The 22,955-nt window shown below is 71.4% G+C and carries 21 protein-coding genes; 11 read left to right on the top strand and 10 right to left on the bottom strand.

Annotated features, from left to right (window positions below; genetic code table 11):
- Nucleotides 1-31 precede the first annotated feature (31 nt).
- On the top strand, nucleotides 32-601 hold the full coding sequence (locus Ari01nite_RS00780; RefSeq protein WP_203778440.1) for an adenine phosphoribosyltransferase: 570 nt from the start codon (nucleotides 32-34) through the stop codon (nucleotides 599-601).
- Between the two features lie 164 nt (nucleotides 602-765).
- Nucleotides 766-3,252 carry a RelA/SpoT family protein gene (locus Ari01nite_RS00775; protein WP_203778439.1) on the top strand — a complete coding sequence of 829 codons (2,487 nt, stop codon included), beginning with the start codon at nucleotides 766-768 and terminating at the stop codon, nucleotides 3,250-3,252.
- A 50-nt stretch (nucleotides 3,253-3,302) separates the two neighbouring features.
- On the opposite strand, the gene Ari01nite_RS00770 is transcribed toward Ari01nite_RS00775, so the two are convergent.
- Both Ari01nite_RS00770 and Ari01nite_RS00765 read right to left on the bottom strand, forming a co-directional pair.
- Nucleotides 3,303-4,139, bottom strand: coding sequence for a peptidylprolyl isomerase (locus Ari01nite_RS00770; RefSeq protein ID WP_203778438.1), 837 nt, complete (start codon nucleotides 4,137-4,139; stop codon nucleotides 3,303-3,305).
- A gap of 34 nt (nucleotides 4,140-4,173) precedes the next feature.
- Nucleotides 4,174-5,037 carry a peptidylprolyl isomerase gene (locus Ari01nite_RS00765; RefSeq protein ID WP_203778437.1) on the bottom strand — a complete coding sequence of 288 codons (864 nt, stop codon included), beginning with the start codon at nucleotides 5,035-5,037 and terminating at the stop codon, nucleotides 4,174-4,176.
- Between the two features lie 130 nt (nucleotides 5,038-5,167).
- On the opposite strand from Ari01nite_RS00765, the gene Ari01nite_RS00760 reads away from it, so the two are divergent.
- Together Ari01nite_RS00760 and hisS are read left to right on the top strand one after the other, a co-directional pair.
- The gene (locus Ari01nite_RS00760) at nucleotides 5,168-5,854 is read left to right on the top strand and encodes an MBL fold metallo-hydrolase (RefSeq protein WP_203778436.1); all 687 of its coding nucleotides are present in this window, start codon (nucleotides 5,168-5,170) and stop codon (nucleotides 5,852-5,854) included.
- Between the two features lie 15 nt (nucleotides 5,855-5,869).
- Nucleotides 5,870-7,174, top strand: a complete 1,305-nt coding sequence (gene hisS / locus Ari01nite_RS00755) for a histidine--tRNA ligase (RefSeq protein ID WP_203778435.1) — start codon at nucleotides 5,870-5,872, stop codon at nucleotides 7,172-7,174.
- On the opposite strand, the gene Ari01nite_RS00750 is transcribed toward hisS, so the two are convergent.
- The gene (locus Ari01nite_RS00750) at nucleotides 7,171-8,358 is read right to left on the bottom strand and encodes a serine hydrolase domain-containing protein (RefSeq protein ID WP_239162381.1); all 1,188 of its coding nucleotides are present in this window, start codon (nucleotides 8,356-8,358) and stop codon (nucleotides 7,171-7,173) included. The genes hisS and Ari01nite_RS00750 overlap by 4 nt on opposite strands.
- A 147-nt stretch (nucleotides 8,359-8,505) precedes the next feature.
- Between Ari01nite_RS00750 and Ari01nite_RS00745 the strand changes: the two genes are divergently transcribed.
- On the top strand, nucleotides 8,506-9,435 hold the full coding sequence (locus tag Ari01nite_RS00745; protein WP_203778434.1) for an acyl-ACP desaturase: 930 nt from the start codon (nucleotides 8,506-8,508) through the stop codon (nucleotides 9,433-9,435).
- Here the strand turns inward: Ari01nite_RS00745 and Ari01nite_RS00740 are convergent, their stop codons facing one another.
- Nucleotides 9,436-9,939, bottom strand: a complete 504-nt coding sequence (locus Ari01nite_RS00740) for a PaaI family thioesterase (protein WP_203778433.1) — start codon at nucleotides 9,937-9,939, stop codon at nucleotides 9,436-9,438.
- A gap of 56 nt (nucleotides 9,940-9,995) precedes the next feature.
- Here Ari01nite_RS00740 and Ari01nite_RS00735 point away from each other — a divergent pair, with 56 nt between their 5' ends.
- The 6 genes from Ari01nite_RS00735 (at nucleotide 9,996) to Ari01nite_RS00710 (ending at nucleotide 18,333) form a co-directional block, all read left to right on the top strand.
- Entirely contained in the window at nucleotides 9,996-10,469 is a 474-nt protein-coding gene (locus Ari01nite_RS00735; RefSeq protein WP_203778432.1) for a winged helix-turn-helix transcriptional regulator, read from the top strand.
- Nucleotides 10,470-10,641: 172 nt separating this feature from the next.
- The gene (locus Ari01nite_RS00730) at nucleotides 10,642-11,463 is read left to right on the top strand and encodes a cyanophycinase (protein WP_239162380.1); all 822 of its coding nucleotides are present in this window, start codon (nucleotides 10,642-10,644) and stop codon (nucleotides 11,461-11,463) included.
- Entirely contained in the window at nucleotides 11,460-14,246 is a 2,787-nt protein-coding gene (gene cphA, locus Ari01nite_RS00725) for a cyanophycin synthetase (RefSeq protein ID WP_203778431.1), read from the top strand. The genes Ari01nite_RS00730 and cphA overlap by 4 nt, the downstream gene beginning before the upstream one ends.
- Nucleotides 14,247-14,789: 543 nt before the next feature.
- Nucleotides 14,790-16,823, top strand: coding sequence for a serine/threonine-protein kinase (locus Ari01nite_RS00720; RefSeq protein WP_203778430.1), 2,034 nt, complete (start codon nucleotides 14,790-14,792; stop codon nucleotides 16,821-16,823).
- A gap of 225 nt (nucleotides 16,824-17,048) precedes the next feature.
- Complete coding sequence (locus tag Ari01nite_RS00715) at nucleotides 17,049-17,303, top strand: hypothetical protein (RefSeq protein ID WP_203778429.1); 255 nt, start codon at nucleotides 17,049-17,051, stop codon at nucleotides 17,301-17,303.
- Nucleotides 17,304-17,430: 127 nt separating this feature from the next.
- Complete coding sequence (locus Ari01nite_RS00710) at nucleotides 17,431-18,333, top strand: sigma-70 family RNA polymerase sigma factor (RefSeq protein WP_203778428.1); 903 nt, start codon at nucleotides 17,431-17,433, stop codon at nucleotides 18,331-18,333.
- A gap of 49 nt (nucleotides 18,334-18,382) precedes the next feature.
- Here Ari01nite_RS00710 and Ari01nite_RS00705 read toward each other — a convergent pair whose 3' ends face one another.
- The 6 genes from Ari01nite_RS00705 to Ari01nite_RS00680 are packed head-to-tail and all read right to left on the bottom strand — an operon-like array spanning nucleotide 18,383 to nucleotide 22,888.
- Nucleotides 18,383-19,138, bottom strand: a complete 756-nt coding sequence (locus tag Ari01nite_RS00705) for an urease accessory protein UreD (protein WP_203778427.1) — start codon at nucleotides 19,136-19,138, stop codon at nucleotides 18,383-18,385.
- The gene (gene ureG, locus Ari01nite_RS00700) at nucleotides 19,138-19,857 is read right to left on the bottom strand and encodes an urease accessory protein UreG (protein ID WP_307837733.1); all 720 of its coding nucleotides are present in this window, start codon (nucleotides 19,855-19,857) and stop codon (nucleotides 19,138-19,140) included. Before ureG ends, Ari01nite_RS00705 begins: the two co-directional genes overlap by 1 nt.
- Nucleotides 19,847-20,488, bottom strand: coding sequence for an urease accessory protein UreF (locus Ari01nite_RS00695; RefSeq protein ID WP_239162379.1), 642 nt, complete (start codon nucleotides 20,486-20,488; stop codon nucleotides 19,847-19,849). Before Ari01nite_RS00695 ends, ureG begins: the two co-directional genes overlap by 11 nt.
- The gene (locus Ari01nite_RS00690; RefSeq protein ID WP_203778426.1) at nucleotides 20,488-22,206 is read right to left on the bottom strand and encodes an urease subunit alpha; all 1,719 of its coding nucleotides are present in this window, start codon (nucleotides 22,204-22,206) and stop codon (nucleotides 20,488-20,490) included. Before Ari01nite_RS00690 ends, Ari01nite_RS00695 begins: the two co-directional genes overlap by 1 nt.
- Nucleotides 22,203-22,589: an urease subunit beta gene (locus Ari01nite_RS00685; protein WP_203778425.1), complete on the bottom strand. Its 387-nt coding sequence runs from the start codon at nucleotides 22,587-22,589 to the stop codon at nucleotides 22,203-22,205. The genes Ari01nite_RS00690 and Ari01nite_RS00685 overlap by 4 nt, the downstream gene beginning before the upstream one ends.
- Complete coding sequence (locus Ari01nite_RS00680; protein WP_203778424.1) at nucleotides 22,586-22,888, bottom strand: urease subunit gamma; 303 nt, start codon at nucleotides 22,886-22,888, stop codon at nucleotides 22,586-22,588. The genes Ari01nite_RS00685 and Ari01nite_RS00680 overlap by 4 nt, the downstream gene beginning before the upstream one ends.
- Between the last annotated feature and the right edge of the window lie 67 nt (nucleotides 22,889-22,955).

Below are 22,955 nucleotides of genomic sequence, written 5' to 3'. Positions count from 1 at the left end.
GGCCGTTCGTCGTGTGGATAGGCTGTCGCCCGTGACCGATGAGACTCCCCGCGGCGACAGCGGGCCCGAGTTGGCGGCCGTGGTCGCGGCCGGCACGGTGGACGTGCCCGACTTCCCCAAGCCGGGCATCGTGTTCAAGGACCTGATGCCGCTTTTCGCCGACGGTGCGGCGTTCCGCCGGGTGATCGACGGCATACTGGCGCATCACCGACCGGACGGGCGGTCGGACGGTTTCGACGTGGTGGCCGGGGTGGAGGCGCGCGGCTTCGTGGTGGCCGCCGCGGTGGCGTACGCGGCCGGTTGCGGCGTGGTGCCGGTGCGCAAGGCCGGCAAGCTGCCGCGCAAGGCCCTGTCCGCCTCGTACGAGCTGGAATACGGCGAAGCCACCCTCGAGGTGCACGAGGACGCGTTCATCGCCGGACAGCGCGTTCTGGTCGTCGACGACGTGCTGGCCACCGGCGGCACGGCGGGCGCGGCGCTGGAGCTGGTCGAGCGGGCCGGCGGCACGGTGGCGGGTTTCACCGTCCTGATGGAGTTGGCCTTCCTCAAGGGCCGGGAGCGGCTCAGCCCCCGGACGGTGCACGCCCTGCTGACCGTTTGATCCGGCTTCGCCCGGACGATGCCGCTCTTTCGGAGGTTCGGCCGGGCCACCAGGGAAGACCGTACGGGTAGGATGGCGTTCCGAACCAGGTGACGAACTCTGGCAACGGACCGTTCCGGTCGACGGCGACCGGGGTGGTTCCAGGCGATGGTGTGAGGAGGCCGGTGTCCAGCGACGTCGCCCCTCCGGCGGAGGGCACGGTGCAGCCGACCGACAACTCACGGACCGGCACGGACGCAGTGGCGCCCGAGGCCGCCCCCGAGGCTGCTTCCGAGGCTCCGGCCGAGGAGGTCCGTACGCCCGCAGGCCCCCGTCCTGCGGTGCCGACGCCCGATCCGGACGTCACCCAGCCCATGCCGCCCGGCGAGGAGCCGACCGGCGGTTTCGGCCTGGCCAGCGCGCCCACCGGGCGCCGGGTCCGGGCCCGGCTCGCCCGGTTCAACGCGCCGTGGCAGAGCACCCAGGTGAGCGAGGTGCTCGAGCCGCTGATCGCGACCCACCGGGCCAGCCACCCCAAGGCCGACGGCCGCCAGCTGCAGCGCGCCTTCGACGTGGCCGCGCGCTGGCACTCGGGGCAATACCGCAAGTCCGGCGACCCGTACATCACGCACCCGCTCGCCGTGGCGACCATCCTGGCCAACCTGGGCATGGACACCACGACGCTGGTGGCGGCGCTGCTGCACGACACGATCGAGGACACCGACTACTCGCTCGACCAGATGCGCAACGACTTCGGCGCCGAGGTGGCGCTGCTGGTCGACGGCGTCACCAAGCTCGACCGGGTCAAGCTGGGTGACGCGGCCAAGGCCGAGACGATCCGCAAGATGGTCGTGGCGATGGCCAAGGACCCTCGGGTCCTGGTGATCAAGCTGGCCGACCGGCTGCACAACATGCGTACGCTGACCTTCCTGCCCCGCGCCAAGCAGGAGCAGAAGGCCAAGGAGACGCTGGAGATCCTGGCCCCGCTGGCGCACCGCCTCGGTATGAACACGATCAAGTGGGAACTCGAGGACCTGGCGTTCGGCACGCTGTTCCCCAAGCGGTTCGAGGAGATCAACCGCCTGATCGGCGAGCACCAGCCGCAGCGCGAGGCGTTGCTGCGCCAGGTGACCAACCGGGTCAGCCTCGACCTGAAATCCGCGAAGATCAAGGCGGAGACCACCGGCCGGCCCAAGCACCTCTACTCGATCTATCAAAAGATGATCGTACGGGGCCGCGACTTCAACGACATCTACGACCTGGTCGGCGTGCGCATCCTGGTCGACACGGTCCGCGACTGCTATGCCGCGCTGGGCGTCATCCACGCGAACTGGCAGCCGGTGCCGGGCCGGTTCAAGGACTACATCGCGATGCCGAAATTCAACATGTACCAGTCGTTGCACACGACGGTCATCGGCCCGACCGGCAAGCCGGTCGAGATGCAGATCCGCACGTTCGCGATGCACCGCACCGCCGAGTTCGGCATCGCCGCCCACTGGAAGTACAAGGAGCAGAAGGGCGCGACGATCGTCGGCCCGCCGGCGCACATCGACGAGATGACCTGGCTGCGGCAGCTGCTCGACTGGCAGCGTGAGGCGAGCGACCCGTCGGAGTTCCTCGACGCGTTGCGCTTCGACCTCTCCAGCCAGGAGGTGTACGTCTTCACGCCGAAGGGCGACGTCATCCCGCTGCCCACCGGGTCGACGCCGGTCGACTTCGCGTACGCGGTGCACACCCAGGTGGGGCACAAGTGCATCGGCGCGCGGGTGAACGGCAAGCTGGTGCCGCTGGAGTCGACGCTGTCCAACGGCGACGTCATCGAGATCTTCACGTCGAAGTCGTCGAACGCCGGCCCGACCCAGGACTGGCTCGGTTTCGTCAAGAGCCCGCGGGCCCGCACCAAGATCCGGCAGTTCTTCAACAAGGAGCGGCGCGAGGAAGCGATCGAGATCGGCAAGGAGGCGATCGTCAAGGCGATGCGCAAGCAGGGCCTGCCCCTGCAGCGCATGCTGACCAGCGAAAACCTCACGACCATCGCGCGCGACCTGCACCTGCCCGACGTGGCCTCGCTGTACGCGGCGGTCGGCGAGAGCACCGTCTCGGCGCAGTCCGTGGTGCAAAAGCTCGTGGCCGGCTTCGGCGGCGAGGAGGGCGCGGTCGAGGACATCGCCGAGACCGCCGTCGCGACCCGCCCGCCGCGCAACCGCAGCACCGCGCAGGACCCGGGCGTGGTGGTCAAGGACGTCAGCGACGTGTGGGTCAAGCTGGCCCGCTGCTGCACCCCGGTGCCCGGTGACGCGGTGTTCGGCTTCGTCACCCGCTCCGGCGGCGTGAGCGTGCACCGCGAGGACTGCGCCAACGCCGAGGACCTGCGCGACCAGGACGAGCGCGTGGTCGAGGTGAGCTGGAAACCGACAAGCGCGTCGACGTTCCTGGTGGCCATCCAGGTGGAGGCGCTCGACCGGCACAAGCTGCTCGCCGACGTCACCCGGGTGCTCTCCGAGGAACGGGTCAACATCCTCTCGGCGACCGTCACCACCACCCGCGACCGGGTCGCGGTCAGCCGGTTCACGTTCGAGATGGCCGACCCCAAACACCTCGGCCACCTGGTCGCCGCGGTGCGCAAGGTGGACGGCGTCTTCGACGCCTACCGCGTCACCAGCGGCGCATAGCAGGAGGGGCGGAGCCGATCGGCTCCGCCCCTCGCTATGTCACTTGCTGATCAGCCAGCAACGACCTGAAGTGTCTTGATGGTGATCTCTTTCTTCGGGTGACCGCCACCGGCCGACGCCTTGAACGCGCCGTCGTCACCCGCCTTGACCACGTCCTTGACGATGTCGAGGCCCGTGGTGATCACACCGAGCAGGGTGTAGTTGGCGGGCAGTTGGGTGTCCTCCGAGGCGATGAAGAACTGGCTGCCGGTGCTGCCCGGCTGACCGGTGTTGGCCATCGCGATCGAGCCCGCCGGGTACGGCTTGTTGGTGTCGGTCGGCAGGTTTTCCTCGGCCATCGTGTAGCTCGGGCCGCCCTGGCCGTCGGTATCCCGCCAGCCCTTGCCGGTGGCGAACGGGTCGCCGCACTGGAGCACCTTGAAGGTCTGCTCGTTCACCAGGCGGTGACACTTGGTGTTGTCCCAGAACTTCTTGTTGCCCAGGTATTCGAAGCTGGCCGTCGTGCAGGGCACCTTGGACTTGTCCAGGGTCGCCTTGATCTCGCCCAGGTTGGTGTTCATGACCAGGGTGGCGGTGCCGGTGTTCGGCACGGTCGCCGGTGGGGTGCCGACGTCCTTCACCTTGCCGCCCCCGCCCGGGTCCGGCGTCCAGGTGCAGGCCACCTGGCCGGCCGGGACGGCGGAGCCCGCCGTGGGGGTGCTGCTCTTGTCCTCGCGGGTGGCGGTCACGATCCACACCGCGGCACCGGCGATGACCACGACCGCGATCGCCGACCCGATGATCGCTTGACGCTGGCGGCGCTTGCGGGCGGACGCGGCGCGCTCGGCCATCTCCTTCTCGAGCCGGGCCCGCGCCGCCGCGCGCTGCCGGTCCTTGATCGACGACACGGTCTTCCTCCTGCTGGTTCTCGGCCTGGGGATATTAAGACTGGGCGCTAGCCGACGGCGCCGCGGAGGCGGCGGTCTCGCCGACGGTCAGGCTCTTGATGGTGATCGGGGTTTTGGGTTTGATCTTGCTGCCGACGCTGTCCTCCACCGTGGCGATCTTGCTGATCTTCGTCACCGTCTCCATGCCGCCGGAGACCGCGCCGACGATCGAGTACTCCGGGGTGGGCGGGGAGTAATCCTTGGAGAAGATGTAGAACTGGCTGCCGTTGGAACCCGGCGGGTTGCCGATCAGCGCGACCGTGCCGGCCGGGTACAGCGGGGTGTCCGCCGCCTTGGGCGCGGTGCTGGCGCTGGGCGACGGGTCCGGCGCGGCCGGAGTGTTCTCGCTGTAGACCGTGTAGGCCGGGCCGCCCATGCCGGTGCCCGTCGGGTCACCGCAGCGGATCGCGCCGAACGTCGTGATCTCGTGGCACGTGGTGTTGTCGAAGAATTTCTTCTCCGCCAGGAATCGAAGATTTTCGACGCCGCACGGTGCCTTCTCCCGGTCGAGGCTCACCGTGATCGGCCCGCCCTGATCGGTCGTGATGGTCATCGGCTGGGTGCCCAGGGTGGGGATGTCCTTGGTGGGCGGGGTGCCGACGTCTTTCAGATTGGTGTTTGTGGAAGTGCTCTGCGGGGTCCAGGCACATACGTCCTGTGCGGCCGCATCGGTCGATTCATCGGAGTCGAACGCTCCACCGATCCAGGCCACGCCCGCCACGATGACCAGCACGGCGACGCCGGAACCGACGCCGGCCAGCAGACGCCGGCGACGGCGCTCCTTGGTGGCACGCCGCGCCATCTGCCGATCGAGCTTCGCCCGCGCCAGCTTGCGCTGCCGGTCCCTACTGGAAGCCACCGAACGCTGTCCTTCCTCATACACCTTGTGACACGCCCGCAAGAGTGTACGGGTACCTCCTGAGAAAGTGGTGTGCCCCCGCCCGGCTAGGCTCGTTACGATTCGCACCTGTCTGCAGAGAGGGCTCGATGTGCTCGTCACCGGCGTGGAGGCGCAGGCCTTCGGCACCAATTGCTACGTGGTGGCCGCCGGCCCGGGTGAGCAGTGCCTGATCGTCGATCCCGGCATCGGCGTGCTCGACCGCCTCGACGAGGTGCTGGCCGAGCACCGGCTCCAACCGGCCGCCGTGCTGCTGACCCACGGCCACCTCGACCACACGTTCTCGGTGACCCCGGTGTGCGGCGCGCGCGGCATCACGGCGTACGTGCACCCCGGTGATCGAGAGATGCTCGCCGATCCCGCCAAGGGCCTGAGCGCCGACCTCACCCAGCTGTTCGGCGGCCGTCTGCCGTACGCCGAACCCGAGGACGTGGCCGAGCTGACCGACGGCGCGACGCTGGCCCTGGCCGGTCTCGAGATCCTGGTCGACCACGCGCCCGGCCATACCGGCGGGTCGGTGCTGTTCCGCCTGCCCGGAGACGACGCGCCGGTGTGCTTCTCCGGTGACGTGCTCTTCGCGGGATCGATCGGGCGCACCGACCTGCCGGGCGGCGACACGGGCACGATGATGACCAGCCTGCGGGACAAGATCCTGCCGCTGGCCGACGAAACGGTCGTGCTGCCCGGCCACGGTCCGGCCACCACCATCGGCCGCGAGCGCGCGCAGAACCCGTACCTCCGGGGTCTGGTCGCCGCGAATCCCGGCCGCGGTCTCTAGACAAAAGGAAGTTCTGTGCCTATCTCCGGCTTCCCCGAGTGGCTGCCGCCACAGCGCATGATCGAGCAGCGCGTTCTCGACCGGGTCCGCACCACCTTCGAGCTGTACGGGTTCGCCCCGCTCGAGACCCGGTCCGTCGAACCGCTGGACACCCTGCTGAGCAAGGGCGAGACGTCCAAGGAGGTCTACCTCCTGCACCGCCTGCAGGGCGGCACCGACGAGGAGGACCAGCTCGGCCTGCACTTCGACCTGACCGTGCCGTTCGCCCGCTTCGTGGTGGAGAACGCCGGCAAGCTCCAGTTCCCGTTCCGCCGCTACCAGATCCAGAAGGTGTGGCGGGGCGAGCGCCCGCAGGAGGGCCGCTACCGCGAGTTCCTGCAGGCCGACATCGACGTGGTCAACCGCGACAACCTGCCGTTCCACTACGACACCGAGATGCCGCTGGTGATCGGCGACGCGCTGGGCGGCCTGCCGATCCCGCGGGTCCGGATCCAGATCAACAACCGCAAGGTGTGCGAGGGCTTCTACCGCGGCCTGGGCCTGTCGGACACCGCGCAGGTGCTCCGCGTGGTCGACAAGCTCGACAAGATCGGCCCGGACAAGGTGACGGAGCAGCTGGTCGCGACGGCCGGCGCCACCCGGTCCCAGGCCGACGCGTGCGTCGAGCTGGCCTCGATCTCGGCCGAGGACGCCTCGTTCGCCGACGCGGTGCGCAAGCTCGGGATCACCGATCCGCTGCTCGACGAGGGCCTCGACGAGCTGGTCCGGGTGGTCGAGGCGGCCCGCGAGCACGCCCCCGGGCTGCTGGTCGCCGACCTCAAGATCGCCCGCGGGCTCGACTACTACACCGGCACCGTCTACGAGACACTGCTGACCGGGTACGAGCGGTTCGGCTCGATCTGCTCCGGCGGCCGCTACGACAACCTGGCGTCCAGCGGCAACGACCGCTTCCCGGGCGTCGGCATCTCGATCGGCGTGTCCCGGATGCTCGGCATCCTGTTCGGCCGGCAGGCCCTCGAGGTCTCCCGCAAGGTGCCGACCTGCGTGCTGGTGGCGCTGCCCCAGGAGGAGCAGCGCGCCGCCTGCGACCGGACCGCGGCGGCGCTGCGCCGGCGCGGCATCGCCACCGAGGTGGCGCCGGCCGCAGCCAAGTTCGGCAAGCAGATCCAGTACGCCGACCGGCGGGGCATTCCGTACGTCTGGTTCCCCGGCGAGCCGGACACGGTCAAGGACATCCGCTCCGGGGAGCAGGTCGAGGCGGACGCCACCACCTGGCAGCCGCCCGCCGCCGACCTGCACCCCGCGGTCACCGGCGCCTAGAAGGGGCGCGTCAGGTCGACCGTCCGCGGCAGCGCCGGCGCGGTGAACGTCTGCGCCGCGCCGGTGCCGCACAGCGCGGTCACCAGGAAATCGACGTACGCCACATCGATCGGGTGCGGCTCGGTCGGCGAGGTCTGGTACCAGGCCATGCTGTGCGCATAGGTCACCTGCCGCTCGCCGTCCGGGCTGTGCCACGAGACGGTCTGGTGCCCGACCGTGCCGCCGTCGTGGCCCCAGAACCGGCCGCACGGCAGGTCGACCGAGTACAGGCCGAGCCCGTACCCCTCCGCGCCGGTGGCGGTCTGCATCTCGGCGAGCAGGGCCGGCGACAGCACCCGGCCGGTGAGCAGTGCGCGGTAGAAGACGTTCAGGTCGCGGCCCGTCGAGATCAGCTCGCCGGCCGCCCACGCCCAGGTCATGTTGTACCGGGTGAAGTCGCGCAGATCGCCGTCCACCCAGGGCACGTACGCGTGCATGTGCGGACCCCGGATGCCCAGGTCGGACCCCTGGAAGTAGGTGTCGCGCAGGCCCAGCGGCCGGATGATCCGCCGCTGCACCTCGGCCCGGTAGCTGTGGCCGGTCACCTTCTCGACGATCAGCCCGGCCAGGATGTAGTTGGTGTTCGAGTACGAGAACGCGGCGCCCGGCTCGCCGGTGGGCGCCGCGCCCAGCCCGATCCGGACGAGTTCCGACGGGGCGAAGGTGGTCTCGCCCAGCCGGACGATGTCGTCCACGGTCTTGATCAATTCGGTGTCGTAGTCGCCGATGCCGCTCGTGTGGTTGAGCAGCATCCGGACCGTGACCTGCCGGCCGACCTCGCCGGGTACCAGCCGCGGCAGGTACCGGCCGATCGGGGTGTCCAGCCCGATCCGGCGCTCGCCGGCCAGCTGGAGCACGGTCGCCGACACGAAGGTCTTGGTGATGCTGCCGACCCGGTGCCGCATGCCGTCGCGGACCGGCGCGCCGGTGGCGACGTCGGCCACCCCCGCCGTGGGCGTCCACGTGCGACGGCGGTCGCGGACCTCGGCGAAGGCGCCGGGCATCCCGGCGGCGATCACCGCGTCGAGTTTTGCCTGGAGGGTCCGGCCGGTGTCGCCGGGCGGACCGGCGGTGGCCGGGCTCGCCGCCGCCGGCGCGATGAGCGTGGCGACCGCGGCCAAAGCGATCAGGGTGCGTCGCTGCACGTGCTGTCTCCCTACCTCGTGGCTCGGTCATCCATGGTGGTCGACGCGTGCCAGTACCGCTCTCCGGGAGAACGTGGCGGAATGTAGGAGTACCCCCGGGTAGGAGGCTACGGTTACGTAGGTTACGCAACCGTAGGGAGAGAACGAGTGGACCAGACTGCCCTGCTCATCGAGCTGGAACCCGTGGTGGCCACCAACCTGGACCGGCACCTGTCGCTGGCCAAGGAGTGGCTCCCGCACGAGTACGTGCCGTGGAGCGAGGGCCGTACCTTCGACGGCCTGCTCGGCGGTGAGGCGTGGCAGGAGGCCGACTCGAAGCTGCCCGACGTGGCCCGTACGGCGCTGATCGTCAACCTGCTGACCGAGGACAACCTGCCCTCGTACCACCATGAGATCGCCACGCTGTTCGGCCGGGACGGCGCCTGGGGCACCTGGGTGCACCGCTGGACCGCGGAGGAGGGCCGGCACGGCATCGCGATCCGGGATTACCTGACGGTGACCCGCGCGGTCGACCCGAACGCGCTGGAACGGGCCCGGATGGCCCACATGGAGTCCGGCTACAGCAACGTCAACGGCGACGACATGCTGAGCTCGATCGCCTACGTGGCGTTCCAGGAGCTGGCCACCCGCATCTCGCACCGCAACACCGGCAAGGCCACCGGCGACCCGATCGCCGAGCAACTGCTGGCCCGGGTCGCCGCGGACGAAAACCTGCACATGGTCTTCTACCGCAACCTGCTGACCGCCGCGTTCGAGCTGGACGCCGACCACGCCATGCGCGCGGTGGCCGACGTGGTCGCCGACTTCCAGATGCCCGGCGCCAACATCGACGGCTTCGGCCGCAAGGCGCTCTCGATCGCCCTGGCCGGCATCTACGACCTGCGCCAGCACCGCGACGAGGTGCTCCAGCCGGTGATCCGCCAGTGGAACATCTTCAACCGCACCGGCCTGTCCGCCGACGGTGAGAAGGCCCGCGACCGCCTCGCCGCGCACATGGACGACCTCGAGGCCCAGGCGTCCCGGTTCGAGGAGAAGCGCGAGGCCCGCCGCCTGCGGCAGATCCAGAAGCAGCAGTAACTACAGATCGAAGATCAGGCAACTGCTGGTCGCGTGTGCGGCCAGCTTGCCGCGGCCGTCCACCAGCCGGGCCTCCGCCAGCGCCGTGCGGCGGCCCCGCTGCAGCACCGACCCGGTGCAGGTTAGCCGCCCCGACGCGATCGTGATCGGGCGCAGGAACTTCACCGTGAGATCGAGACTCGTGTAGCCGACGCCGACCGGCAGCGTGGTGTGCACCGAGCACGCGGCCGCCGTGTCCAGCAGCGTCGAGATCACCCCGCCGTGCACGGTCCCCAGCGGGTTGTAGTGGAACTCCTGCGGGTCCAGCCGGAGCGTGACCGAGCCCTCCTCGGCCTCCAGGCCGGCCAGGTCGATCAGCTGCATGATGGGCGGCGCCGGCAGTTCGCCCCTGGCCATCGCCTGGAGCAGGTCGAGACCGCTGCGGCGGCCGATCAGCTCGGCGTGCACGGCCGGATCGGTCCAGCCGAAGGTACGGGTGCGGCCGTCCTGCTGGGTCTGCGTCATGGACGCAGGCTCGCACTGATTTGCTGCGTCTGTCAAACAGACCTAGCCTTTCTGTCATGTCTGCCACACCTGCGCTGGACTGGTCGATCGACGGCTGCACGATCGGCCGGACCATGGCGGTCCTCGGCGAGAAGTGGACCGTGGTGGTGCTGCGCGAGGTGTTCAACGGCATCCGCCGCTTCGATGACATGCGGGTCCGCACCGGCGTACCGCGGCAGGTGCTGGCCAACCGGCTGGCCGCGCTGGTCGAGCACGGCATCCTGCGCCGCGAGCCGTACCAGGAGCCGGGCAGCCGGGTGCGGCACGAATACCGGCTGACCCCCAAGGGTCTCGATCTCTACCCGATCCTGATCACGATGATCGCCTGGGGCAACCGCTACCTGGCCGATCCCGAGGGCCCGCCGCTGGAGTTCGTGCACCGCGACTGCGGCGAGCCGGTGCACGCCGAGGTGCACTGCGCCGCCGGCCACCGGGTGGGCGACCACCGCGCGATCGTGCCGCGTCCGGGTCCGGGGGCCCGTCGCCGTTAGATTGCCGACCGTGGCTGCGGTCGTTTCCTCCTGGGCGCCGCTGCGGCTGCCGGTCTCCGCACTCGGGGACCGGCGGAGGTCGAACACCTCCTTCCCACCCGTTAGCCGGATGTTTCGTAATTGTTCCGCATAACCTCAGTAATGGTCACCTTGGTCGAGCGGAGGAGGTGCCTTGCCGATCGCCGCCGAAATGCGCCGCGGCCGCCTCCTGATCATCGGTGGGGCTGCCGGTCCGGCGCTGCTCGGCCGATTCGTGCAGCTGGCCGGGGGAGCGGCGGCCCGGATCGTGGTGATTGCCACGGCCAGTTCCGCGCCCGCGTCGGCCGAGGCCGCGCACCGCGAGGCGTTCGCCGCGCTCGGCGCCGGTGACGTGCGGGCCCTGCGGCTGACCGTGCGGGCCGAGGCCAACGACGGCCGGGTCGAGCCGGTGCTGCGCCGGGCCACCGGAGTGTTCTTCACCGGCGGCGACCAGGAGCGGATCGCCGCCGTGATCGGCGGTACCGCCACCGACTCGCTGCTGCAGACGCTGGTCGCGGCCGGCGAGGTGGTGCTGGCCGGCACCAGCGCGGGCGCCGCCATGATGAGCGGCACGATGATCGTCGGCGGTGACGCGCCCGGGGTGAGCCGGGCCTGCGTGCGTACCGGACCCGGTCTTGAATTTCTCCCCGGCGTGCTGATCGACCAGCACTTCGCCGAGCGTGGCCGGGTCAACCGGCTGCTCAGCGCGGTCGCGTTGTATCCGCACGAGCTCGGCCTGGGCATCGACGAGGACACCGCGATCCTCACCGACGGCGACTACTTCGAGGTGCTGGGCAGCGGCGCGGTCACCGTGGTCGACGCCGGCTGCGCCGCCGACATCCGGGTCCCGGCCCAGGGCCCGATCACGCTGGCCGACGCGCGCATCCACGTGCTGCCCGCCGGACACATCTTCCACCTCACGGGACGCCGGCCGGTCGTCGACGCACCCGCGGCTCAACGGGGAGCAGTCCCATGAAGATCGAAAGCCTGCGCCGCCTGCGCGGCCCGAACGTGTACCTGTCCCGGCCCGCAGTGGTCGCGCGGCTGCGGCTGGAGGAACTGGCCGGCCGGGAGACCTCGGATCTCACCGGTTTCGCCGAACGGCTGCTGCGGGCGCTGCCCGGGCTGGCCGAGCACCACTGCGCGGCCGGCGCGCCGGGCGGGTTCGTCAGCCGGTTGCGCGGCGGCACCTATTTCGGGCACGTCACCGAGCACGTCTGCATCGAGCTGTCCCAGCTGATCGGGCGGGACGTCAGCTTCGGCCGCACGGTCTCCACCGACGAGCCCGGCTGTTACCGCCTGATCATGGAGTGCCCGATCGACGAGCCGCCCGAGTCGCTGGTGCCGCGCGCGCTGCTCGACGCCGCGGTCGACCTGGTCGGCGAGGTGGTGGCCGGGCGCACCTTCTCCAGCGTCGCGCTGGCCGCGGCCGGTGCCGGCATACCCGAGATGCAGCATGGATTCGCCGGTCGGCTGGCCGGCCTGGCGGCGCTCGCCGAACGGGAGGCGACCGGCCCGAGCACGCGGTCGATCATCGAGGCCGCCCGGCGGCGGGGCATCCCGGTAGAACGCTGCGGCGATCTCAGCCTGGTGCGCCTCGGCTGGGGCGACCGGCGCCGGCTGGCCTGGGCCGCGATGAGCGACCGCACCAGCGGCGTGGGCATCGACGTGGCCGGCGACAAGGAGATCACCCGGCGGCTGCTGGCCGACGCCGGCGTGCCGATCCCGGACGGCGGGCCGGCCCGGACCACGGCCGAGGCGGCCCGGCTGTTCGCCGAGCTGGGTGGGCCGCTGGTGGTCAAGCCCCGGCAGGGCCGGCACGGCGACCGGGTCACCCTGGGCGTGGCCACCGAGGACGACCTGGCCCGGGCGTTCGCCGCGGCCGGCGAGGACGCGGTGGTCGAGCGCCAGCTGGGCGGCCGGGACTACCGGGTGCTGGTGGTGGCAGGCGCGGTGGTGGCGGCCGCCGAGCGGATCGCCGCGTACGTGCTGGGCGACGGCCGCCGCACGGTGACCGAGCTGATCGACCGCACCAACACCGACCCGCGGCGCGGGACCGGGCACTCCCGGGTGCTGACCCGGATCACCGTGGACGAGAGCGTGCAGCGGGTGCTGGCCCGGCAGGGCCGGACGCTGGACAGCGTGCCGGAAAGCGGTTGCCAGGTGTGGCTGCGCGACACCACGAACCTGTCCACCGGCGGTACCAGCCACGACGTCACCGACCGGGTGCACCCCGACGTGGCCGGCCTGTGCCTGCGGGTGGCCGCCCTGGTCGGGCTGGACATCGCCGGCATCGACCTGCGGCTGCCGGACATCGCCGAGCCGCTGCGGCCGGTGGTCGACGGCGTCGAGCCGGCCGCCGGGGTGATCGAGGTGAACGCCGTACCGGGCCTGCGCATGCACCTGGCGCCGGTGCGCGGCCGGGCCCGGGACGTGGGCGACGCCATCGTCCGCTCGATGTTCCCGGCCGGCAGCGACGGCCGGATCCCGACCGCAGCGGTGACCGGCACCAACGGCAAGACCACGGTGACCCGGCTGACCGCCCACCTGCTCGGCGACACCGGCAAGCGGCTCGGGCTGACCACCACCGACGGGGTGAGCATCGACGGCCGGTGCATCTTCCGGGCGGACGCGACCGGGCCGCTCTCGGCCCAGATGGTGCTCGGCGACCCGGCCGTGCAGATGGCGGTGCTGGAGACGGCCCGCGGCGGGCTGATCAAGCGGGGCCTGGGCTACGACTGGTCCGACGTCGGGGTGATCACCAACATCACGGCGGACCACCTGGGCCAGGACGGGCTCGGCACGATCGAGGACATCGCGCACGTCAAGGCGCTGGTGGCCGAGCGGGTCCGGGACGGCGGCACGCTGGTGCTCAACGCCGACGACCCGTGGGTGCGCAGCCTGGTGGACCGGCCCCGGGTGCGGGCCGACCGCAAGCGGATCGTCTGGTTCGGCCTCGACGCCGAGCAGCCGGTGCTGGTCGAGCACCTGGCCAAGGGCGCCACCGCGTACCTGCTGCAGAACGGGTGGCTGGTGCAGGCGACCGGCGCCCGGCGGACCCCGCTGGTGCGGCTGGCCGAGCTGCCCGGCGCGTTCGGTGGTGCGGCCCTGCACGCGGCCGCGAACGCGCTGGCGGCGACCGCCACGGCCCGGGCGCTCGGTGCGGCGCAGGAGTCGGTGGTGCACCGGCTCGCCGACTTCGACCCGGCGGTGGCCAACCCGGGGCGGGGCACTCTGCTGCGGCTCGGCGACCTCTCGCTGTTCGTGGACTACGCGCACAACCCGGCCGCGCTCGCCGCCACGCTGCGGACGCTGCACCGGCTGTGGGGCGCGGAGCGCTGCGTGGCGGCCGTGACCCTGCCCGGCGACCGCCGGGACGACCTGCTGGCGGCCTGCGCGCAGGTGGTGGCTGACGGCGTGGGCCGGGCGGTGCTCTACGACGATGACGACCCGCGCGGGCGGCAGCCGGGTGAGGTGTCCACTCTGGTGGAGCGGGAGATGCGCGCCCGGCGGCCGAAGCTGCGCGCGGTGCGGGCCGTCGGCTGCCGGGAGGCGGTGACCGCGGCGCTGGACCTTTCCGCGCCGGGCGACGTGGTGCTGGTGCTCTACGAGAAGCTGGAGCCGGTGCTGGACCTGCTGGCCGGGCTGGGTGCGGTGCGCGGCGGGGCGATGCCGGTGCCGGTGCTGCCGCTGCGGCCGGCGCCGGGAGCGATGACGTCACCCGCGCGCGACCTCGTCAACGGAGCCCTGCGCCATTAGTCCGACTTTTAGGCCGTGCGACCGACTCGACACGCCGCGTGCTGAAGTTGGCACACCGAATGGGCTGAACAGGTGAGCGGTTCACCCGTTCAGATGGCTTTGCACAGGTGAAGCCTTCAACTTTTGCCATGAGGCGAGCATTTGAAGATCATCGAAGGATTCCACCCCTGGCTCCGGTGAGTGACGTATCGGCGACAGTCAGTGTGCAATTCTCGGTTGGACATTCAAGTATCTGGAATACCGAACTTTCCCCCGTACGGGGCAAAGTAGACGCCGCACCGCAAATACCTGCGGAAATCTGTCCTTGATCCGACTTTCAGGGTCTTGCCAGGTCACGCCACGGGTGGCATATGCCGGGAAACGGTCTGTAACGAGCCGCTGCTGACACGGGGACTCGACACCTCGTGATAGTGGCCGATCGTGGGCTAACATCCTCGCCGTCGATGGGGAATGCTCGGTCCAACGGCGGGCCGGTCTCGCCCCAACGTCGAGTGGCATGGCGGTGCAACTCGGCGTTTCTTCGAAGCGCGCATGTGGGGGCACATGAGCACGACGGACCTGCCCGGTTCGAGCCTGCTGGCCGGTCGCTACCGACTGGTCGAGCGGCTCGGTGCCGGCGGGATGTCAGTGGTCTGGCGAGGGTTCGACGAGGTGCTGGGGCGCCAGGTCGCGGTCAAGGTGCTGCCACCGTCGACCAGTGCCGACCCAGCCTTCCGGCGGCGCCTGCGAGCCGAGGCTCAGGCGGCCGCCCGGCTCAGCCATCCGAACATCACCAACGTGTACGACTACGGCGAGGCGACCACGGTCGACGGCGAGCCGGTCCCGTACGTCGTGATGGAGCTGATCGACGGCGAGTCGCTCGCCGCCGTGCTGGCCCGGGCGCGGCGGCTGCCATGGCAGCACGCGGTCCGGATCACGGCCGAGGTGTCCGCGGCACTCGCGGCGGCGCACTCGCGGGGCATCGTGCACCGCGACGTGACCCCGGCCAACGTGATGCTGACCCCGTCCGGCGCCAAGGTGGTCGACTTCGGCATCTCGGCGCTGATCGGCGAGAACGACATCGACCCGGACGGCAGCCTGCTCGGCACCCCGGCCTACCTCGCGCCCGAGCGGCTCGAGGGCGGTCAGGTCAGCCCGGCCACCGACGTGTACGCGGTGGGCCTGCTGATCTACCGCACGCTGATCGGCCAGTTGCCCTGGGACGTCGGCACCACGACCGCGCTGCTGCGCGCCCACCAGTACACCGAGCCCGACCCGCTGCCGCCGGTCGAGGGCATGCCGCACGCCGTGTCGGCGCTGGTCGGCCGTTGTCTGGAGAAGCGTCCGGACGACCGGCCGTCGAGTGCCGAGCTGGCGCACGTGCTGGCCAGCATCGCGGCGGGTGCGCCCGAGTCGGCCCGGGGCTACGTGCCGGACTGGGCCGAGAGTGGCGAGGACACCACGATCCTGCCGTCGGCGCAGCGCTCCTACCCGGACGTGATCCGGCGCGACCCGCCGCCGGCACCCGCCCGTGGTTCCGCGTCGGCGGCCATCCCGCCGTCCGCGCCGGTCGCCGGGGAGCCGCCCGCGCCGGCCCGGAACAGCCGGTTCGCCGGGCTGCGCACGGGTCCGGTGGTGGCGGCCGCCGCGGGTGCTCCGGCGCTGCGCAAGGCGTACGGCGACGACGCGCCCGACCAGGGCGAGGGCAATGCCGCCAGGTCCGGCAAGGCGGCCACGCGCGGCTCCAACGCGGCCAAGCACAACCGGCGCGTGCTGGTGGTGGCCGGTGCGGTGGTGCTGCTCGGCCTCACCACGTACGGCTTGAGCCTGGCGGCCGGTCCGGCCAGCCAGCGCGACCTGGGTGCCAACCCGCAGCCGAGCGTCGTGCCGGCCACCGGCAAGTGCGTGGTCAGCTACGCGGTCCAGGAGGACGTGAACGGCAAGTTCACCGCCAACGTGACCGTGGCCAACCGCAACGACGCCGCGATCGACGCGTGGAAGCTGTGGTTCATCCTGCCCGGCGACCAGGTGATCGTGCCGGACGGCAAGTCGCAGCTGGTGCAGAAGGGCAACACCGTCACGGTGACCTCGAAGGGCCCGCTGGACTCTCTCGACCAGGTGATCATGCCGCTGAACGGCACCTACGCGCACAACAACGCGGCGCCGCTGGCGTTCATGCTCAACAACCGCACCTGCGAGACGTTCGTGTCGGCCAAGCCGGGCGAGCCGGTGCGCCAGGTTGAGCACCTGTCGGACGGCAATGTACGGCTGAGCACCAGCCCGACGACGCGCAACCCGGTGCCGGGCATCTCGATCGACCCGACGGGCGGCGTGCACATCACGCCGACCACCCCGCCGACCGCGGGCTCCACCACCGGAGCGACGACCGGGACGACCACGGGCACGACGACGCAGGCGACCACCGATCCGCCCGCGCCGGCGCCGCCGACCACGACGCCGCCCACCACGGTGCCGACCACCGAGCCGACCACGGCCGCGCCGACGACGAGTCCCACCAAGGAAGCGCCGCCGACGCCGACCGAGACCGACGGCTGCGACCTCGAGGACCCCACCTGCGTGCTGCCGCCGAGCGGCTGACGCGGCACGACTGACGGCAACACGACGGCCGCCCGGCCGGAAACCATCCGCCGGGCGGCCGATCGCCGCGTTAGGGTTGAACCGACTTTTCCGGAGCGATCCGTGCCTCGGACATTGCAGACCGATCCGACGATCGTGCGGCGTGGCTGCCGCCGGCCGTCACCCGCGCGGGACAAAATCGCACCGGTGAGACCACATGAACGGTCGTACATCGGGGAGTCCGACATGATCAGCATTGTGAAAGATCTGGCGGCGGAGGCACTGTTCGTCTCCCACCTGCAACCGTCAGAATGCCCGACCCGGCAGGCAGTGGAGCAGGCGGTCACCGCCATGATCCTGCTGCACGGCAGCGACGGCTGCGCCGCCGAGGTGGCCACCGAGTTCGGTGACCATCCCGAGGTCGCGGTCCGCCGCATGAGCTGGGTGCACGCGGAACTCACCGGGGTGATCGCACCGCGCCGGGCGACCGCACTGCACTAATAGCTGAGCTTTTCTCGCAAAAAGCACCGCAAAAGCAACCGAGTTCGGCCGCCGCTGCACCTTTCGACGGCAAAAGTTCTCCTCGTAAGCCGGTTCCACAACCGGTCGTATGAGCGAGGAGGACCACGTGACCGCCGCGACCGAACTCCCCGCCACCATCGGCACGGCCCACGACGCGCCGTCCGCGCGTGACATCGAGGACCTGGTCCGCGAACACATGCCGATGGTTGGCCACCTGGTCCGGGAACTGCTCAACCGCGTCCCGGGCCACGTGCACTCCGATGACCTGTCCTCGGCCGGATTCGCCGCCCTGCTGGGTGCGGCGCGCTCGTTCGACGTGACCAGGGGCATCCCGTTCCACCGCTTCGCCGCGGTCCGCATCCGCGGCGCCCTCCTGGACGAACTGCGCGGCCAGGACTGGGCGAGCCGCTCGGTGCGGGCGAGGGCACGACGCAGTGCCGCGGCCAGGCAGGAACTGACCGCCGCCCTGGGCCGGACGCCCACCGACGCCGAGGTGGCCGAGATGCTGGGCATCGGCGTGGCCGAACTGGCCACCGTCGAGGACGACGTCCAGAAGGCCGCGCTGCTGAGCCTGCAGGGCTTTCCCACCGGCGCGGCCGAGGAGATGGTGCCGGAACTGTCCGAGGGTCCGGAGGACCTGCTGCTCAAGCGGGAACGCCTCGGCTACCTGCACCAGGCCATTCAGGCCCTGCCGGAACGCCTGCGGCAGGTGGTGACGGAGAGTTTCCTGCAGGAGCAGCCGCTGAGCGACGTGGCCGCGAGACTGGGCGTGACCGAGTCCCGGATCTCCCAGCTGCGCACCGAGGCACTGCAGTTGCTGCGCGAGGGCCTGAACAGCTCACTGGCCCCGGAACTCCTGACCGCGGCGGCCGGCGGCCCGCGAACCCGCAAGGGCTGCCTGCAACGCCGCCGGTCGGAGTACTTCGCCCGGGTGGCCCAGCAGGGCAACCTGCACACCCGGCTGGCACTGACCGACAGTCACGGCGTGCCGATCGCGGTAGCAGCGTAATTTTTCACCATATATAGGACGAGGGCGGCCGATGGCCGCCCTCGCGCCGTTACCGCACGCACAGCGGGTCGAGCGCCGCTCCCACCTCGCGGATGTCGGCGCCGACCGCGGTGGCCAGCACGCCCGGGCCGGACAGCGGCATCACGGCCGCGACCGGGGTGGGCGGCGGCATCATGGCCGCGACCGGGGTTGATGGCGGCTCGTTGGGCAGGGCCGGTGCCGCCACCAGGGTACCGATGGCCCGGCCGCGGCCCAGGACCGCGGCGCCGTCCCAGCCGGGCGTGGCCGGACCCACCGCGAGATCGTGGCGATACAGGGTGCGGCCGGCGTACCGGATGGTGGTCGTGGTGCGGACGTCGCCCGGCTCCTCGGCATGGCGGCCGCACACCAGGTCCTCGCGCCACAGCAGGGTCGCGCCGTCGGCCGCTTCGACGTGTGTGACGGTGTGGTGGTCGCAGCCGGCGGCGGCGATCAGCGGCTCGGGCAGCCAGGACAGGGTGGCGCCGGCCGCCACCGTGGCCCGGATCTCCAGGCGGGACGGTGGCAGGCCGGGGCGGCCGGGCAGGGCCAGTTGCGCGGCCACGCTGCGTACGGTCAAAACGGCGTCGGGACCCACCTGGATCTCCACCCGCAGGTCGTCGCCGCGCAGCGGGCCGGCGGCACCTCCCACCAGGTGCACCGTCACCCCGGCGCGGGTCGGCGGGCCGGTCCGCCGCAGCAGCAGCGGTGACTCGCCGTGCAGGACGGACAGGCGGGTGCCGCCGTGAGGTGCGCGCTCGGCGACGATCCGGGCAACAGCGCGCATCAGGCCGGTACGCGGGCCGCCACCAGCGCGCGGATCCAGTCGGCCACCGGGGTCGCGCCGCGGTCCTGCACCAGCGACAGGAAGACGGTGGGCAGGTCGCCGCGGCGGGCCCGGGCGTCGCGGTCCATCACCGACAGGTCGGCGCCGACCATCGGGGCCAGGTCGGTCTTGTTGACCACCAGCAGGTCGGCGGTGGTGACGCCGGGGCCGCCCTTGCGCGGGACCTTGTCACCGCCGGCCACGTCGACCACGAAGATCTGCCGGTCGATCAGGCCCTTGCTGAACGTCGCGGTCAGGTTGTCGCCGCCGCTCTCCACCAGCACCAGGTCGAGCGGGCCCAGGGTGGCCTCCAGGTCCTCGACCGCGTCCAGGTTGGCCGAGATATCGTCGCGGATCGCGGTGTGCGGGCAGCAGCCGGTCTCCACGGCGCGGATCCGGTCGGCCGGCAGCACGCCGTTGCGCAGCAGGAAGTCGGCGTCCTCGGTGGTGTAGATGTCGTTCGTGACCACGGCCAGCCGCAGCTCCTCGCCGAGGGCCCGGCACAGCGCGGCGACCAGGGCGGTCTTGCCCGAGCCGACCGGGCCGCCGATGCCGACCCGCAGCGCCCGCGGACCGGCGGCCAGCGGGGTGTGCGGGTCGACGCCGGGGTCGGGGTGGGTGTGCGGGACCTCGTCGGGGTCGTGCTGGTGCGGGTGATTGTCAGAAATGTCAGGATGCAAAGAGACGCACCTCCCAGGTGGCGTGGAGCTCGGCTCCGATGTCGAGCAGGGGAGCGCCCGCGGCCGGCAGCAGGTCGACCGGGTCGTCGCACCGGGCCGCGGCATCGGCGGCGATCCGGTCACATTCAGGGGCAAGAAGGGCCAAAAGACCATGCACGGCGTACGGGTCCAGCCCGAGTAGCCGGACAGCCGCGCTGGCCGGACCCGCGATCGTGCCGTGCGCGGCGGCGACGGCGGCCTCGGCCGGACCGAGCCCGGCGGCCGACGCGAGCACGCCCAGTGCCACCGGCTGGTGGGGTTCCCGGCCGATCTCGGGCAGCCGCCACATCGCCCGGCCGGCCCGCAGCAGGGCCCGGCCCTGCGCCCGGGACGCCTTGCGCAGGGCGGGTGACGGCGTGCGGGCGTCCAGGCCGTCGTCGAGCCCGGCCCAGGAACCCGGACGGCGGCAGGCCGCGGCGGCGAAGGCGGCCGACACCAGCCCGGTGGTGGCCAGCTTGCCGCGCAGGAACCCGGCCAGATCGGCGACGTCGCAAACCCGTCCGGCCGCGACCTGGGCCTCGAGCCCGCTGGAGTGGGCGTGCCCGCCGGACGGCAGCCTTCCGTCCGCGAGCAGCAGCAGGGTCGCCAGCATCAGAACAGGAAGTAGCGCTGGGCCATCGGCAACTCGGTGACCGGGTCGGGCTCGATCACCTCGCCGTCGATGCGGACCGTGAACGTGTCCGGTTCGACCTCGATGCGCGGGGTGGCGTCGTTCAGCGGCATGTCCGCCTTGCCCACCCGGCGGGTGTCGGCGACCGGGACCAGCGCCCGTTTCACCCCGATCCGGTCGGCCAGCAGGGCGTCGATCGCGGCGGGTGCCACGAACGCCACGGACGTCTGGGCCGGCACCACGCCGAACGAACCGAACATCGGGCGCGGCAGCATGGGCTGCGGGGTCGGTATGGAGGCGTTGGCGTCGCCCATCTGCGCGTACGCGATCATGCCCCCCTTGATCACCAGAGCCGGCCGGACGCCGAAGAACGCGGGGTCCCACAGCACCAGGTCGGCCAGCTTGCCCGGCTCCACCGAACCGACCAGCTCGGCCATGCCGTGCGCCGCGGCCGGGCAGATCGTGTACTTGGCGACGTAGCGCTTGGCCCGGTTGTTGTCGGCCGCGCCGTCGCCGGCGAGCGACCCGCGGCGGGCCTTCATCACGTGCGCGGTCTGCCAGGTCCGCAGCACCACCTCGCCGACCCGGCCCATCGCCTGCGAGTCGGAGCCGATCATCGAGATCGCGCCGAGATCGTGCAGCAGGTCCTCGGCGGCCATCGTGGACGGGCGGATGCGCGACTCGGCGAACGCCAGGTCCTCCGGCACGGCCGAGTTCAGGTGGTGGCAGACCATCAGCATGTCGAGGTGCTCGCTGAGGGTGTTGCGGGTGTACGGGCGGGTCGGGTTGGTCGACGACGGCAGCACGTGCGGCTGCGACGCCACGGTGATGATGTCCGGTGCGTGGCCGCCGCCCGCGCCCTCGGTGTGGTAGGCGTGAATCGACCGGCCGCCGATCGCGCGCAGCGTCTCCTCGACGAAGCCGGCCTCGTTCAGGGTGTCGGTATGGATCGCGGCCTGCACTCCCGAGGCGTCACAGACCCGCAGGCAGGCGTCGATCGCGGCGGGCGTGGTGCCCCAGTCCTCGTGCAGCTTGAAGCCGCCGGCGCCGCCGCGCAGCTGCTCCCACATCGACTCCTCGGACACCGTGTTGCCCTTGCCCAGCAGCAACACATTGATCGGGAACGTGTCGATGGCCTCCAGCATCCGGGCCAGGTGCCAGGCGTTCGGCGTGACGGTGGTGGCCTTGGTGCCCTCGGCCGGCCCGGTGCCGCCGCCGATGATCGTGGTGATGCCGGTGGCCAGCGCGGTGTCGAGGATGGTCGGGCTGATCAGGTGGACGTGGCTGTCGATCGCGCCGGCCGTGAGGATCTTGCCGTTGCCGGCGATCACCTCGGTGCCCGGGCCGATCACCAGACCGGGATGCACGCCGTCCATGGTGTCCGGGTTGCCGGCCTTGCCGACGGCCACGATCCGCCCGTCCCGGATCCCGATGTCGGCCTTGACGATGCCCCAGTGGTCGAGCACGACGGCGCCGGTGATCACGGTGTCCGGGGTGCCCTCGGCGCGGGTGGCCCGGGACTGTCCCATCGACTCGCGGATCACCTTGCCGCCGCCGAACACGACCTCGTCGCCCGGCTGCGGCCCGGCGCTGCGGTCCTCCTCGACCTCGATCAGCAGGTTGGTGTCGGCCAGCCGGATCCGGTCGCCGGCGGTGGGGCCGTAGAGGGCGGCGTACCGGCCGCGGTCCAGCCGGCTCATCGTGGGCTTCCGTTCTCGGGCTCGGCGGCGGGCTCCGCGGCCGGGCTTTCGGCGGCCGGCTCATTGTCGTCGGCGGCGTCCAGTGCCCCGCCGGCCAGTCCGCGCAGTCCCGGCACGATCCGGTTCCCGCCCAGCGCCACCAGGTCCACGTCACGCGGCATTCCGGGTTCGAAGCGCACCGAGGTCCCGGCCGGCACGGCAAGGCGAAAACCCCAGGCGGCCGTACGGTCGAAGTCGAGCGCGACGTTCGACTCGGCGAAGTGGAAATGCGAACCCACCTGCACCGGCCGGTCCCCGGTGTTCCGCACGGTCAGCGTCCGCACCTCGCGCCCTGGGTTGATCTCGATGGCCCCGTCACCCGGCAGAATCTCGCCGGGGATCATGCGATCGGCCCGTGCACGGTGACGAGCTTGGTCCCGTCCGGAAAGGTGGCTTCGACCTGCACCTCGCCCAGCATCTCCGGCACCCCCTCGAGGACGTCGTCCCGGCTCAGCACCCGCCGCCCGGCATCCATAAGCTCCGCCACGGTGCGCCCGTCCCGAGCGCCCTCCAGCAGAAACGCCGTGATGATCGCGGTGGCCTCCGGATGGTTGAGCTTGAGCCCCCGCTCCTGCCGGCGCCGCGCCACATCGGCCGCCACGTGGATGAGCAGGCGTTCCTGCTCGTGCTGGCTGAGGAACAAACGAACCTCCTAGGAATCCCAGCGATGCTCGCAGCCTCACGTTTCACACGTGTTACCCGCTATTTAC

This window comes from Paractinoplanes rishiriensis, from assembly GCF_016862375.1.
Taxonomy (GTDB): Bacteria; Actinomycetota; Actinomycetes; order Mycobacteriales; family Micromonosporaceae; genus Actinoplanes; species Actinoplanes rishiriensis.
The sequence above is the reverse complement of the archived record's forward strand: the minus strand, read 5'-3'. Positions and strand labels throughout refer to the sequence as shown.